At 66.3% G+C, this 14,883-nt stretch carries 11 protein-coding genes; 4 read left to right on the top strand and 7 right to left on the bottom strand.

Going from position 1 to position 14,883, the window contains the following annotated elements; all coding sequences use genetic code 11:
- Positions 1–334: 334 nt before the first annotated feature.
- Positions 335–3,958 carry a transcription-repair coupling factor gene (gene mfd / locus RTN46_RS13750; protein WP_312182197.1) on the top strand — a complete coding sequence of 1,208 codons (3,624 nt, stop codon included), beginning with the start codon at positions 335–337 and terminating at the stop codon, positions 3,956–3,958.
- 10 nt (positions 3,959–3,968) lie between these two features.
- On the opposite strand, the gene RTN46_RS13745 is transcribed toward mfd, so the two are convergent.
- The 3 genes from RTN46_RS13745 to RTN46_RS13735 are packed head-to-tail and all read right to left on the bottom strand — an operon-like array spanning position 3,969 to position 8,220.
- The gene (locus RTN46_RS13745) at positions 3,969–5,408 is read right to left on the bottom strand and encodes an NAD(P)/FAD-dependent oxidoreductase (protein WP_396157781.1); all 1,440 of its coding nucleotides are present in this window, start codon (positions 5,406–5,408) and stop codon (positions 3,969–3,971) included.
- A gap of 50 nt (positions 5,409–5,458) precedes the next feature.
- On the bottom strand, positions 5,459–6,916 hold the full coding sequence (locus RTN46_RS13740) for an aminobutyraldehyde dehydrogenase (RefSeq protein ID WP_312182196.1): 1,458 nt from the start codon (positions 6,914–6,916) through the stop codon (positions 5,459–5,461).
- A gap of 17 nt (positions 6,917–6,933) precedes the next feature.
- Positions 6,934–8,220, bottom strand: coding sequence for a glycosyltransferase (locus RTN46_RS13735; RefSeq protein WP_312182194.1), 1,287 nt, complete (start codon positions 8,218–8,220; stop codon positions 6,934–6,936).
- A gap of 103 nt (positions 8,221–8,323) precedes the next feature.
- On the opposite strand from RTN46_RS13735, the gene RTN46_RS13730 reads away from it, so the two are divergent.
- Positions 8,324–8,971: a TetR/AcrR family transcriptional regulator gene (locus RTN46_RS13730; protein WP_312182192.1), complete on the top strand. Its 648-nt coding sequence runs from the start codon at positions 8,324–8,326 to the stop codon at positions 8,969–8,971.
- On the opposite strand, the gene RTN46_RS13725 is transcribed toward RTN46_RS13730, so the two are convergent.
- From RTN46_RS13725 to RTN46_RS13710, 4 genes are read right to left on the bottom strand one after another with little or no spacing between them, the layout of a single operon-like run.
- Positions 8,950–10,050 carry an ABC transporter ATP-binding protein gene (locus tag RTN46_RS13725; protein ID WP_312182190.1) on the bottom strand — a complete coding sequence of 367 codons (1,101 nt, stop codon included), beginning with the start codon at positions 10,048–10,050 and terminating at the stop codon, positions 8,950–8,952. The genes RTN46_RS13730 and RTN46_RS13725 overlap by 22 nt on opposite strands.
- The gene (locus RTN46_RS13720; RefSeq protein ID WP_312182189.1) at positions 10,047–10,886 is read right to left on the bottom strand and encodes an ABC transporter permease; all 840 of its coding nucleotides are present in this window, start codon (positions 10,884–10,886) and stop codon (positions 10,047–10,049) included. The genes RTN46_RS13725 and RTN46_RS13720 overlap by 4 nt, the downstream gene beginning before the upstream one ends.
- Positions 10,883–11,794, bottom strand: a complete 912-nt coding sequence (locus RTN46_RS13715; protein ID WP_312182187.1) for an ABC transporter permease — start codon at positions 11,792–11,794, stop codon at positions 10,883–10,885. The genes RTN46_RS13720 and RTN46_RS13715 overlap by 4 nt, the downstream gene beginning before the upstream one ends.
- 5 nt (positions 11,795–11,799) lie before the next feature.
- Positions 11,800–12,888, bottom strand: coding sequence for a spermidine/putrescine ABC transporter substrate-binding protein (locus tag RTN46_RS13710; RefSeq protein WP_312182185.1), 1,089 nt, complete (start codon positions 12,886–12,888; stop codon positions 11,800–11,802).
- 179 nt (positions 12,889–13,067) lie between these two features.
- Between RTN46_RS13710 and RTN46_RS13705 the strand changes: the two genes are divergently transcribed.
- Positions 13,068–14,285, top strand: a complete 1,218-nt coding sequence (locus RTN46_RS13705) for a hypothetical protein (protein WP_312182183.1) — start codon at positions 13,068–13,070, stop codon at positions 14,283–14,285.
- Positions 14,264–14,883: SIS domain-containing protein (locus RTN46_RS13700; RefSeq protein ID WP_312182181.1), on the top strand; the 620-nt coding region annotated here is incomplete at its 3' end. The genes RTN46_RS13705 and RTN46_RS13700, both read left to right, overlap by 22 nt.

Genomic DNA, 14,883 nt, shown 5'->3' with positions numbered 1-14,883 from the left:
CGGTAGGTGCGCAGGTCTGGCGGGATCACGGCCTTGCCGGCTCGGTAGGTGCGCAGCTCTGGCGGGATGATCGGCGGCGACGTCACCATACCTGCGCACCCGGGGCGGGGTCGGCAGGGGAGGCCGCCGGAGCTGCACACTCGCCGGAGCGGCGCACCAGAGGGTGCGGACAGGGAGGCCAGAGCCAGTTGGGGCGTTGGCCTGGCCGACTTGTCCGCCCTCAGCAGTAACCGCGGTAAGCAGAGGGGCGCAGCGGGTACGCTGGAAAGACCTACCCGGGGTTGATTTCCAACTTCGGGTTCTTGTGTTGCCCTGCACTGAAGGAGAACGCCCCGTGAGCCTGAACGGACTGCGCGCAGCCCTGTCCGAGGACCCGTCCTACGCACGCCTTCGAGCCCATGCGGCGCGGCCGCCGGCACAGCGCAGCCAGGACCTGGAAATCGGAGCTCCGCAGGGCATGCGGGCCGCCCTGCTGGCCGAAATGGTGGATGGCCTGGCCTCCCGCTCCGACGGCGAAGGCGCCTCCAGCGCGCACGGCGACGGCGAGCCGCCCGTGGTCCTGGCCGTGACCGCTACCGGACGCGAAGCCGAAGACCTTGCGGCCGCCCTGCGCAGTTACCTTCCGCTGGCCGGTATCGAGGAGTTCCCCAGCTGGGAGACCCTTCCGCACGAGCGGCTCTCGCCGCGGTCCGACACCGTGGGGCGCCGGCTTTCCGTCCTTCGCCGGCTCGCCCATCCGGGCAACGACCCGGTGCAGGTCATCGTGGCGCCGGTCCGTGCCGTGGTGCAGCCGCTGGTCAAAGGCCTCGGGGACCTGGAACCGGTGTCCCTGGCTGTTGGGGATGAGCGGCCGTTCGATTCAGTGGTCAAGGCCCTCGCCGACGCCGCCTACTCCCGCGTGGACATGGTCTCCCACCGTGGCGAGTTCGCGGTCCGCGGCGGCATCCTGGACGTCTTCCCGCCAACCGAGGACCATCCGATCCGCATCGACTTCTTCGGCGACGAGGTGGAATCGATGCGCTGGTTCGCCGTCGCCGACCAGCGCACGCTCACGGGCGAGGGCGTTCTCCATCCCAAGGAGCTTTACGCGCCGCCGTGCCGCGAGCTGCTGATCACGCCGTCGGTCATGAGCCGGGCCGCGAAGCTCAAGGACCAGATGCCCGCCGCCGCGGACATGCTGGAGAAGCTGGCCGGGGGCATCGCCGTCGAAGGCATGGAATCCCTGGCCCCCGTGCTGGTGGATGAGATGGTGCCGCTGATGGCCCAGCTGCCTCCGGGCTCCATCTCCGTGGTGATTGAACCGGAGAAGGTGCGTGCCCGGGCCCACGATCTGGAGTCCACCAACGAAGAGTTCCTGGCTGCGGCGTGGGCGACGGCGTCCGACGGCGGTGCGGCACCGGTGGACCTGTCCGCCGGGCTCAGCGCGGATCTGGAAGCCGCCAGCTTCCGGTCGCTGACCGACACCCGGAGCGCTGCCCTGCAGAACGACGTGGCCTGGTGGGCGATCACGTCCTTTAACCCGGACGAAGAAACCGTCCTGGACATCGACACCCTGACCATCAACGCGCGGGAGCCGCGCGGGTACAAGGGCGACGTCGCCGAGATGATGGACTTCATCGGTTCGCGGGTGCGCGATCAGTGGCGCATCGTGGTGGTAACCGAAGGCCCCGGCCCCGCCTCCCGCCTCGCGGAACTCTTCGCCGACAATGACATCCCGGCCTCCCGGGTGGAATCGCTGGACCGCGAACCACAGCCCGGCATCATCGAAATCACCACAGCCAGCGCCGGCCGCGGCTTCGTCTTCGACAACCTCAAGACAGGCCTGCTGACTGAAGCGGACCTGCTGGGGCGGGCCAGCGCCTACTCCACCAAGGACATGCGCAAGATGCCCTCCCGCCGGCGGAACGCCGTCGACCCCCTGCAGCTGCAGGAAGGCGACTTCGTGGTGCACGAGCAGCACGGTGTTGGGCGTTTCATCGAGCTGCTGCAGCGCGCCACGGGTGCCGGTGTGAACAAGACTGTCCGGGAATACCTGGTGCTGGAATACGCGCCGGCCAAGCGTGGGGCGCCGGGGGACCGGCTGTTCGTTCCGACCGACCAGCTTGACCAGATCACCCGCTACGTGGGCGGAGAAACTCCGGTGCTGTCCAAGATGGGCGGCTCCGACTGGGCGAAAACCAAGAGCCGCGCCCGCAAGGCCGTCAAGGAGATCGCCGGGGAACTGATCCGGCTCTACTCCGCCCGAATGGCCTCCCGCGGCCACGCCTTCGGCCAGGACACGCCGTGGCAGCGTGAACTCGAAGAAGCCTTCCCCTACATCGAAACCCCGGACCAGCTGACGACCATCAACGAGGTCAAGGCGGACATGGAACGGGAGATTCCCATGGACCGCCTGGTCTCCGGCGACGTCGGCTACGGCAAAACCGAGATCGCGGTGCGGGCCGCGTTCAAGGCCGTGCAGGACGGCAAGCAGGTGGCCGTACTCGTGCCCACCACGCTGCTGGCCCAGCAGCACATGGAGACCTTCAGCGAACGGTTCTCCGGGTTCCCGGTCCGGGTGGCGGCCCTGTCCCGGTTCCAGACCGCCAAGCAGGCCAAGGAAGTCATCGAGGGGGTCCGGATGGGCACCGTTGATGTGATCATCGGGACCCACCGCCTGCTCTCACCGGAGGTGCAGTTCAAGGACCTCGGGCTGGTGATCGTGGACGAGGAGCAGCGCTTCGGCGTCGAACACAAGGAAGCGCTGAAGAAGATGCGCACCAACGTCGACGTGCTGGCAATGAGCGCGACGCCGATCCCGCGGACCCTGGAGATGTCGCTGACCGGCATCCGGGAAACCTCCACCCTGGCGACGCCGCCGGAAGAGCGGCACCCCGTGCTGACCTACGTCGGCCCGTACACGGACAAGCAGGCCTCGGCCGCCATCCGGCGCGAGCTGATGCGCGAGGGGCAGGTGTTCTTCGTACACAACCGGGTCTCCTCCATCGACCGGACCGCTGCCCACCTGCAGGAGCTGATCCCGGAAGCCAGGATCGCCGTCGCGCACGGCCAGATGAGCGAAGCGAAGCTCGAGCAGATCATTGTGGACTTCTGGGAAAAGCGTTTTGATGTGCTGGTCTGCACCACCATTATCGAAACCGGCCTGGATATTTCGAACGCCAACACACTGATCGTGGACCGGGCTGACCACTTCGGCCTCTCCCAGCTGCACCAGCTGCGCGGCCGTGTGGGCCGCGGACGGGAGCGGGCCTACGCCTACTTCCTGTACCCGGCGGAAAAGCCGCTGGGCGAAGTGGCGCTGGAGCGGCTCAAGGCCGTGGCGGCACACAACGAACTCGGGGCCGGTATGCAGCTGGCCATGAAGGACCTGGAAATCCGCGGCGCCGGAAACCTGCTCGGCGGGGAACAGTCCGGCCACATTGCCGGCGTCGGGTTCGACCTCTACATCCGCCTGGTGGGTGAGGCGGTTGCCGACTTCCGCGGCGAGGCCGAGGAAAAGGCCGCCGAAATGAAGATCGAGCTGCCGGTCAACGCGCACCTGCCGCACGACTACGTGCCGGGGGAGCGGCTGCGGCTGGAGGCCTACCGCAAGCTGGCCTCGGCGCTGACGAATGAGGCGATCGACGAGGTGCTTGCCGAGCTGGTGGACCGGTATGGCGAGCCGCCCTCCACCGTGAAGAACCTGATCGACGTCGCCCGTTTCCGGGTTGATGCCCGCGAGGCAGGGCTCACCGACGTCGCGCTGCAGGGGAACTTCATCCGTTTCTCCCCGGGTGCCCTGCCCGAGTCCAAGGTGATGCGCCTGCAGCGTATGTACCCCGGAGCGCAGGTGAAACCGGCACTGAACGCGGTGCTCATCCCCAAGCCCAAGACGGCCCAGTTCGGCGGACGGGACCTGCAGGACGCCGAGATCCTGGAATGGGCCCATAAGGTCCTGGACACGATCTTCAAGGAGTAGCGGCGCAGCGCTAGGAGTCGAATCCCATGCCGACGGCGTCCATCAGCCGGAGCCACGGACCCCGGCGGCCCTCCCGGCGGTCGGCACGGACCATGGCGGCAGTGGTGATTTTAACGCCGATCCAGGCAACGGGCTCGGGTGGAAACGGCAGCGGCAGCCTGCGGACCAGTTCCAGTCTGGTGCGCTGGGTGCTTTTCCCCGAGAGCAGGTCCAGCAGCACATTCGCTCCGAACCGGCTGGCGCCGACCCCGAGCCCGGTGAATCCGGCAGCGTAGGCCACCCGGCCGCCGTAAGCCTTCATAAAGAACGAGAAAAAGCGGCTGCAGGTGTCGATTGCGCCGCCCCACTTGTGCGTGAACCGGACGCCTTCAAGCTGCGGGAACGTCAGCAGGAAATGCGCGGCCAGGCGCCGGAAGGTCTCCTCGTTCTGGTCATGCTCCGCTTTGACGGTACGCCCGTAGTGGTAGAGGGCGTCGTAGCCGCCGAACAGGATCCGGTTGTCCTCAGTCAGGCGGTAGTAGTGAAAGCGGTTGGAGACGTCGTCGAGCCCCTGGCGGCGCGTCCAGCCGATGGACTCCAGCTGGGCACCGGTCAGCGGTTCGGTCATCAGCGCGTAGTCGTAGACCGGCACGGTGTGCAGCCGGGCGCGGCGCAGCAGCGACGGGAACACATTCGTGGCCAGGGCCACGCGGCCCGCCGCCACCGTGCCCCCGCGGGTGGTTACCACCACCGGGCCCCTGGCCCGGGAAAGCGAGACCACCGGCGAGTTCTCGAAAATCTGCACCCCCAGCTCCAGGCAGGCCCGCTTCAGCCCCCACGCCAGGCGCGCAGGATCCACGAGGGCGCTGCCTTTCCGGTTCCACAGCCCGGCGAGGTACAGCGGCGAGTGGACCTCTTCCTGGACTTTCTCCCGGTCGAAGAACTCTTCCCCGGATTCCTCCGCTTCCTGCCGCAGCCACTGAACCTGGTGCGGTTCAGTGGCCAGAGCCAGGGTTCCGTTCCATTCGAAACCGCAGTCGATCCCGTACCGTTCGATCGCGGCTGCAAACTCGGCCAGGTTCTCCTCACCGAGTTCCTTGAGCAGGTCCACTTCCTGGGGCAGGTGTTTTACACCGTTGCTGTAGCCATGGGTCAGGCTCGCGGAGACGAACCCACCGTTGCGTCCCGAGGCGGCCCAGCCCACTTCGCGTCCCTCCAGCAGCACCACGGAGGCCGAGGGATCACGCTCCTTGGCCATCAGGGCCGTCCACAACCCGGTGTAGCCGCCGCCGACCACCACCAGGTCCGCGGCGATTCCTGCGTCCAGGGGAGGAAGCGGTGCCGGGCGCTCCGGCCGGTCCAGCCAATAGGGCGCAGGCACTGCCCCGGAAAGGGCGCTGGTGATCGTGCGGGCCGGGACCTTTTCCTCGGCGAGGTCGTAGGCGGTGGGTGTGGTGGTGGTGCGGGGCACGGTATCTGCTTTCGATCGGGGGTGGGTTAGCGGCAGGAGCCCGGCCGGGATCAGGCGGGACGGTAGCCGGTGGTCTCCGGCGGAACCGAGTGCCGGATCATCAGGTGCCTGGTCACGGAGTAATCCAGCAGCGGTTCCATGCTCATGTCCTTGCCGAACCCTGACCCCTTCACCCCGCCGTGGGGAGCCTCCGAGGCCAGCGGCAGATGGTCGTTGATCCAGGTCACGCCCACGTCGAGCCGGTGGCTGACCCGGATGGCGCGTCCGACGTCGGAGGTCCAGACGGAGGACGCCAGACCATAGGCATTGTCGTTGGCCAGGGCGACGGCGTCGTCCTCCCCGTCGAAAGGCAGCGCGACGAGCACCGGGCCGAAGACCTCGCCCTGCACCAGCTCCGAGGACTGCGCAGCACCCACCACGAGGGTGGGCGGGAAGTAGAATCCCGGGCCCTCCAGCGCATAGCCGCCTTCCAGTACTTCGGCGCCGCCCTGCACGGCACGCGTCACGAACCCGGAGACCTTCTCCCGGTGCGCAGCCGAAATGAGGGGGCCGATGTGCGTCTTGGGATCGTGCGGGTCACCGATCACGATTCCCTTCAGCTCGGCGCGCAGGGCGGAGACGGCGTCATCGAAGATGCTCCGTTCGATGTAGACCCGGGTGGCTGCCGTGCAGTCCTGGCCCGTGTTGTAGGTTCCGCCCAAGGCCACCGCGCGGGCCATCTGGGCGATGTCCGCGTCGGCGAACACCAAGGCCGGGGCCTTGCCGCCCAGCTCAAGGTGGACGCGCTTGATGTCCTTGACCGCTCCCTGCATCACAGCCCTGCCGGTGGCCGTGGAGCCGGTCACGCTGACCATGTCCACCCCGCGGTGCGATGCCAGAGCGGAACCGATGTCCCCGCCGCCGGTAACCACGTTCAGCACGCCCTCGGGCAGTCCGGCGCCGGCGGCAAGTTCGGCCAGCCGCAGCGTGGATCCCGGGGTCAGCGGAGCCGGCTTAAGCACCACCGTGTTCCCTGCGGCCAGGGCCGGGCCGGCTTTCCACAGCGCCATGATGAGCGGGAAGTTCCAAGGGGTGATGCCCGCAACGACCCCGACCGGCCGGCGAACCATCATGGAGGTATAGCCGTCGGAAAATACGCCGGCGCCGGTGCCGTCCACGGACCGGGCAGCCCCGGCGAAGAAGCGCAGGTTATCCGCGCCGAAGGGGATCTCGCCGTCGAGCACGGTGGTCCAGGGCTTGCCGCCCTCACTGACTTCCAGTTCGGTGAGGGTGTGGGCGTCCGCTTCGAGCGCATCGGCGAGCTTCAGCAGCACTCTGGCCCGCTGTCCGGGTGTCTGGCCCGCCCAGCCGGGGGCCGCTGCCCGGGCGGATGCGACGGCGGCGTCGACGTCGGCGGCAGTGGAGGAGGAGAGGGTGCCGGCAACCGTTCCCGTAGCGGGATTAACGAGTTCCTGGACCTCGCCGGAGGAGGGGCGGTAGCTGTTGGAAATGAATGTTCCGGATGACATGGTGGTTCGTCCTAGCCTTATTTTGCGGTAACGGGGTTGTGAAGTTCGTGGGCGGCCGCCACACTCTCCAGCGCGGAGGCCGCGGCGGACAGACCGTCAGAAGCCCGGATGCGTTCTCCGGCAGCCGCGCAGCGTGAGCGCAGGTCCGCATCGGCGAGCAGGTCCGAGATGGCACCGAGGAGCTCTTCGGGTGTGCAGCCGTAGCTGTCCAGGCGCCGGCCATAGCCTGCTTCGTGGACGCGCTGGGCGTTGTCGTACTGGTCCCAGAACAGCGGGAGCAGGATCATGGGTTTGCCGAAGTGCAGTGACTCGGTGGTGGTGTTGTTCCCGCCATGGGTGATGACCAGGTCCACCAGCGGGATGATGCGGGTCTGCGGCAGGAACTCCGCGCCCCACATGTTCGCTGCGAGGTGGATCTCCTCGTGCAGGGGGCCCTTGGAAACAATGAAGTTGTACTCGCCGGCGGTGCCGAGGATGTCCACCGTGCGCTGCATAAGTTCGACGTCGGCGCCGCCCAGGGAGCCGAGGCTGAAGTAGATGAGCGGTTTAATTCCGTCCAGGAAGTGCTCGGGCAGGTCGGCCGCGGCCTCGGTTTCCCGAACGGCGGAATCCACCCGGGTCCAGTCCGCGCCCAGCGGACGGCGGGCCGTGTAATCGAGCTCCTCCGGGTACACGTAGATGTTGTGGACCCCGCTGTGAATGAACTCCAGGTGCGGAAGCGCCGGGGCGCCCTGGGCCGTCACCCAGGCGTTGAAGTCCTCCCACAGGTCCTTGTGCGTGCGCTCATATTCGGCGCGGTACTCGCCCCACCCGCTGGCGTCGTCCTCCCCGAGGCCCGAGTAGGCGGGAGCAATGCCAGCCCCCGGGATTTCCAGCGGGTTGCAGGAGACAATCCGAACGAAGGGTGCCCCGGCCGTCACGAGTGCCGGGAAAGCCACGACATTGTCTTCGATGATCACGTCGGGATTTACTTCAGCTATTATTTTGCGCAATTCAGGCTCGCAGTATTTGGCGCCTTCAATAGCGCCTTCCCAGATTGGGCGGATTACCGTTTCGGCCTGCATAAGCGTGGATTTACGGAATTCCGGCGAGATTGCCTTGATATATTCTTTCCAGAAATCTCCGGCCTCTTGGTTTCCTTCGGGCGGCGGGGCGAAGTCCACGAGCGCTTCCTCGAACCCCAGCGGCGCCAGCTTCCCGCGCCACGATGCCTCCGACGCGAAGACAACGCGGTGACCGCGCTTCAGCAGTTCGTTCCCGATTCCGATGCAGTTATTGGTCGGCCCGTAGGCACTTTCCGGCATGAAAAGAAAAGTATGTGAATTTGTCAATGCTCTCTCCTGGTGTCCGTAAGTGATGAGAATTAGTTTCTGGGAAATGCTGCTAAATCATCGGAAATGTCATATTGTGGTGTACCTGATCCAATTGGAGGAAGGCCCGCAGATGGCACGCCCGAAGAACCAGGCCGCACGGCGCAATGAGATTGTTGCCGCCGCCCAGCGCGCGGTCGCCAGGTACGGGCCCGACGGTGCACGGTTGAACCGTGTGGCGGACGAAGCGGGCCTGACCAGCGGCGCGGTGCTGTACTACTACCCGAACCTTGAAGACCTTCTGCTCGAGGCGAACCGGGAAGCCATGGAACGGTTCTACGAACAGCGCGTACGGATGCTCGGGTCCCTGCGTGATGACCCGGCGGTGCGGCTTATGGCGCTGATCCGTTCCGGTCTTCCTTCCGGCTCCGACGATGCGCAGGTGGCCATGCTTTGCGCGCTGGGCGGTTCCGCCGGCAACAACCCGGTCACCGCGGCACTGCTGACCTCGCTGTACGAACGGCAGGTGGGGATGTACCAGGTGGTGTTGGAGCAAGGCGCCGCCCGCGGCGTGTTCACCCTGGCGCAGGACCCGCTGACGGTTGCGCGGAACCTCGTGGCGCTCGAAGACGCCTACGGTTACCGGATTATTGCCGGCCACCCCAGCATCGACGGCGAAGCGGCGGCCGGCCTGATCGCCGATTACGCGCGGATAGCGACTGGTCACGCGCTCACCGGTTCCTGAGCTGCCGGGGCGGCATCCCGGTCATCGGCGACTGCCACCGTGCGGGCGGGGTCCACGATCAGCCCTACCTCCGCACCGCGCTCCGGGACCTGGACGGCGCGCATGGTGCAGATGAAGGGTTTGGGTACGCCCGAAACCTGAATGGCCACCGTTGAGGTTCCGCCGAGGAAGAAAGTGTCCACCACGGTTCCGTCCAGGGTGCCTGCTCCCGGAGCAGCAAGGAGAACGTCCTCGGGGCGGATGACGGCGGTCGCGGCAATCCCGGCAGAGAGTCCGTGGTCCACGGCGAGGACAAGTCCGGAGTTGAGCTGGATACCGCCGGCCACTGCCGTGCCGTCCAGCATGTTCGCCGAGCCGATGAAGTCCGCGACGAAGCGGCTCCGCGGCGCCGAATAGAGGCCCACCGGGGTATCGACCTGCTCCAGCCTGCCGGCGTTCAGCACCGCAACCCGGTCAGCCATGGACATGGCTTCTTCCTGGTCATGGGTGACGACGACGAACGTCATGCCGACTTCGTGCTGCAGGCGCTTGAGCTCCAGCTGCATTTCGGAACGGACCTTCCGGTCCAGAGCCGAGAGCGGTTCGTCAAGGAGCAGCAGGCGCGGACGTTTGACGATCGCCCGGGCCAGGGCGACCCGCTGCCGCTGCCCGCCGGAAAGCTGTCCGGGGCGGCGCTTGGCGAAGCCGGTCAGTCCGATGGTCTCCAGCACTTCCCCGACCCGCCGGCGCACCTCGGCCTTGGCCAAGCCTTCAGCCTCCAGTCCGTAGGCGACGTTCTTCTCGACGCTCAGATGCGGGAACAGTGCGTAGGACTGGAACATCATGTTCACCGGCCGGCGGTGGGCCGGCAGCCTGGTCAAGGGAGCGCCGTCGAGCAGGATCTCGCCTTCGGTGGGCGTTTCAAAACCGGCGATGGCGCGCAGCAGGGTGCTCTTGCCGCACCCCGAGGGGCCCAGCAGGGCAAAGAACTCGTTCTCTGCGATATCCAGGTCGATTCCGTGCAGGGCCTGGACGGAACCGTAGCTGTGGTTCAGGCCGCTGAGCCGGAGCAGGGGAGCGGAGGCAGGGGTGCTGGTCATAGTGAATCCGCAATCTTGGTTAGGCGCTGCGTACCCAGGACCGCCAGGACGGTCAGGCCCAGCAGCATGGTGGCAAGGGCATTGATTTCCGGTGAGACGCCGAAACGCACCATCGAATAGATGTTGATGGGAAGGGTGGAGACGGTTGGGCTGGTGGTGAAGAACGCAATCACAAACTCATCCAGCGACAGCGTGAAGGACAGTAGGGCTCCGGAAATGATCGCGGGGGCAAGCTGGGGGACCGTGACCTTCAGCAGGGTCCGGCCTGGGGAGGCGCCGAGGTCGCGGGAGGCTTCCTCCAGGCTCGGGTCCACCTGCGCCAGCCGGGCCAGCACAATGGCCGTCACGAACGCCATGGCGAAAACGGTGTGGGCGAGGATGACCGAAAGCAGCCCCAGCGTGAAATTCAGCAGGGTGAACAGGCTCAGCAGCCCAATGGCGAGCAGCAGGTCCGGGAGCATCGCCGGGGCGATGGCGATCGCCCGGATCAGCCCGCCCTTGGTGTGCCGGTGGATGCCGACGGCGGTGAGCGTGCCCAGCGCCGTCGCCAGCACCGCGGCGGCCGCCGCGACAATCAGCGTGTTCCCCAGCGCCGCGAGGATGTCCGGGCTGCGGAAGACCTCCGCATACCACTGCAGCGAGAATCCAGACCAGACGAAGAGGTTCGATGACGCGTTGAAGGACATCGCGACCACCACGAGGATCGGGATGTAGAGGAACGCGATCGCACCCCAGAAAGACAGGCGCAGGTGCAGGCCGGAGCGCGCCGGGCCTTCCCTCCGGGGACCGGCACTATTCCGGCGGAGCCGGGCCGGGCGCGCGGTAGGAGCGCTCATGCCTTTACCTTCCTTTGGGGCTTGTCGGGCTTTCCTTCGCTGACGGCACGTGAGGCCCGCTGCTGCAGGACCAGCAGGAGCACCAGGAAGAGCGTCATGACCAGGGCCAGGGCCGCGCCGAAGGGCCAGTCGCGTGCCTTGAGGAACTGGTCGCGGATCAGGTTGCCGATCAGGACGGTCTTACCGCCGCCGATCAGCTCGGGAATGATGAAGTTGCCCATCGAGGGGACGAACACGAAGATGCAGCCGGTCAGCGCTCCCGGTACGGAGAGCGGAAGCGTGATGGTCCGGAACACCCGGAAGGGGGAGGAGCCCAGGTTCACGGCCGCCTCGGTCAGCTGCGGGTCGTGGGAAGCGAGGGAGGCATAGAGCGGCAGGATCATCAGCGGAAGGTACATGTAGACCAGCCCCACCACCACAGCCGGTTCGGTGTAGAGCATATGGATCGGTTCACTGGTGATCCCCAGCCAGGACAGGCCCTGGTTGATCCAGCCGGCGTTGTTCAGCAGCAGGATCCACGCGTAGGTCCGGATCAGGAAGTTGGTCCAGAAGGGCAGCAGCACGGCGATGAGCGCGAGGGTGCGCCAGCGGTGCGGCAGACGGGCAATGAACAGGGCTGCGGGGTAGCCGATGAGCAGGGCGATTCCGGTTGCTGCCCCGGCAATGCCGATGGACTTGAGCACAACGCCCAGATAGAGCGGATCTGCCAGCCGGACAAAGTTGTCCAGCGTGAAGTTGAAGTCCACGCCGCCAAACCGGCCGCGCTCGAAGAAGGCATAAACAGTTACCAGGGCCACCGGAAGTACGGCCAGCACAAAGAGGAATACGACGCCGGGTCCCAAGAGCGGGAGTCCGGCCAGCCTCCGGCGCCAGAAGGCACCGGAGGCTACGGAACGGGGTGCGGACATCGGGACTACTTCGCGGAGATTTCCGTGGCGAGCCGGGTGTATTCGGTGCTGTAGTCGCCAAGGTCAACGATGACTTCCTGCTTTGCGAGTTCTGCAGGGGTCATGGCCAGGTTGGGGTAGGTCTCAAGCAGTGACGGATCCAGGGCTTCCATGGCGGCCTGGTTCGGGACCTTGTAGAGGATGTTCTCCGCTGCCCAGGAATGGACCTCGGGCTCGAGCACGTAGTTGAGGAAAGCCATGGCCGCTTCCTTGTTCTGTGAACTCTTCAGCACCGTCATCGTGTCCACCCAGAGGTCGCTGCCTTCCTCCGGGATGGTGAACTTGATGTTGGGATCCTCGGTGATGCCGTAGTTGCACCAGCCGTCCCAGGCCTCGGTCAGGACGGCTTCCCCGGTCACGAGCTTGGCGTAGAAAGTCGTGTCATCAAAGGAGAGCAGGGTGGGTTTTGTCTTCATCAGCTGGTCCTTCACCGCGGTCAGCTCATCCGGGTCCTCGGAGTTCACCGAGTAGCCCAGCGCCTTGAGTGCGGGCAGAGCCATCCACCGTTCGGTGGAAAGCATGGTGGTTTTTCCGGACACCTCGGCAGAAGGTTCCAACAGGTCCATCCACGAGGTGGGTTCGGCCGGCAGGAGGTCGGAGCGGTAGCAGAGGCCGGTGGTACCCCAGGCATACGGCAGCGAGAACTTGTTGCCGTCGTCGTAAGCCAGCTTCGTGGCTTCCGGGTACAGGTTGCTGATGTTCGGGATCAGGTCATGATCCAGTTCCTGGAGCATGCCGCCCTCGTTCAGGGCCTGGGCATACTGGCCGGAGACGAAGGCGACGTCGATGCCGGAGTCGCCGCCGGCGGTCAGCTTGGCCATGATCTCTTCGTTCGTCGCGTGGTGGACGATCTGGACGGGGACGCCCGTCTTCGCTTCGAAGGTTTCGGCGAGGTCCTCAGGGTAGTAATCGGCCCAGATGCCGACGACGAGCTTCTGCGCGGTGATGTCGGCTTCGGGATCCAGGTCCGTGGACCCGCTTCCTCCGCCGCAAGCTGCCAGGGCAAGGACCGCGGATGCTGCGAAAGCGGTTCGTGTGATGCGCTGCAAACTCACGATGGCTCCTTCTCGGATAATTCGAACGGTTCGGAAATTGTGGTGTGGATCACATAGCATTCGGTATTGAGATGATCTTTGCATCAGAGTTCAAGGAATACAACGGTTATTTTTCGCTGTAACAAGCTGTTTACATTGGGTTCTTGAAATCGGCATACAACGAATGTGATGGTGGGGTGATGGAGCAAGTCAGAGCCGCGAACGGCTACATCCGGCTCAGTCGCGACGGCGATCTAGCCGCCTTCACCCCGTCCGGGCTGGCCGCGGCGGCGGGAAGCGGCCTGGCGGCGGACCTGGTCTCTGCTGTCCTGGCGGAGGACACCGGCGGCCTGTCCTGCTCCGCGGGGGAACTGGAGGCGGCACGGACCACACTGCCCGCGGACGGGGTTGACCTGTCCGAGGACGCAATTCCGGTGGACATGACCAACCTGTCCGTGGTGGTGGGCGGAGACAAGATTGTGAAGCTGGTCCGGAACTGGGGCGGAGCCGACCGTTCTGCCCGTCTGCTGGCCCGGCTGGCGGACGCAGGCGTCGAATCGGTTCCCGGTTATTACGGCTCCCTGGACTGGATCCACCCTTCCCTCGGGCGCAGCACCATCGCCCTGGTCAGCGCTCTGGTGCCCGATGGCAGCGATGGCTGGACCTGGGCGGTGGACGACGTCGTTGCCTGGTTCCGCGGCGGAGAAGCACCCCAATGGCCCGTGGCGCTGGGATCCCTCGTGGCCGGGGTGCATACCGCACTCCTGGGCGCGGGGCAGCACCGGGCACCCGCCGCCGCCGAGGTGCGCACCCGTGCCACGCGGGTCCTGGAAGAGGCGCTGGCAGTAACCGGCGGGGACGCGGGAATCCGGCTGGCGAACCGTTCCGGGGGCCTGGCAGCGCTGCTGCTGGAGATTCCGGATAGCACCGCGCCGGCCTTCGACCTGCACGGGGACCTGCATGTGGGACAGATCCTGCGGGCGGAGGGCAAATACTGGCTCCTGGATTTCGACGGCGACCCCCAGCTGCCGGTCTCGGATCGGGACCTGCCGGATACGGCCGCACGCGACCTCGCGCACCTGGTTGCCAGCCTGGACATGGTGGCCTCGGTCGCGGCCAAACAGCTGCAGGTTAGCGATCCGGCATCGCTGGAGAAACTCTACGGCTGGGCGCGGGAGTCAGGAGCCCGGATGACCGCCGCTTACCGGGACGCTTCCCGGGCAGCCGGGCACCCGGACCTGCTGGATGAGGCGCTGCTGCCGCCCCTGATCGCCGAACAGCTGCTGCGTGAACTGCTTTACGCCCACCGTTTCCTGCCCCGCTGGCAGTACGCGGCCGACGGCGCCCTCACCTATCGCTTTGCCCGCGACCACACCCTAAACAGAAAAGAGCCCGCGTGGACACCGCCCGCTTTGTAGAGGACCTGGAGCTTGTGCCGGACTATTTGGAGGCTCTCGCGCCGTTGCTGGATGGCGGCTACCCGGGCCTGGGCGAGCTTCCCCAGGCACAGCGCATTCTGGTCCTGGCGATGGGATCGAGTGCCTACGCAGCGGAAACTGTGGCACGAAAGGCCCGCGCCGACGGCATCAACGTCCAGGTGGAGCTGGCCAGCACCGAACTCCTGCCGCCTCCGGCCCCGGACCTGCTGGTCGTCGCGGTCTCCGCCACGGGTTCCAGCGTCGAGGTGCTCGCTGCGGCCGAACGCTACCGCGGCGCCGGGGCACTGGTGGCAGTGACCAACCATCCGGACTCGCCCCTGGCCTCCCTCGCCGATTACACGATCCTGCTGAACGTGGGGGAGGAGGTCTCCGGTATCTCTTGCCGGAACTTCCGTCACTCAATCCTGGTGATGGCTGCCCTGCTGGAGCACTGCGGGGCAGCCTACGGTTCGCTGGCCAAAACTGCACGGCAGGCGGCGACGGGGACCAGGGAGCTCCTGGCTTCCGCCGGTGAATGGCTGCCACCGGTTTCGGAGGCGCTGCTGGGCCCGGACGGGACCTTCCTGCTGGCTCCCGC

The organism is Arthrobacter sp. (assembly GCF_031988865.1).
GTDB lineage: Bacteria > Actinomycetota > Actinomycetes > Actinomycetales > Micrococcaceae > Arthrobacter_B.
This window is presented reverse-complemented; position numbering and strand designations above follow the sequence as displayed.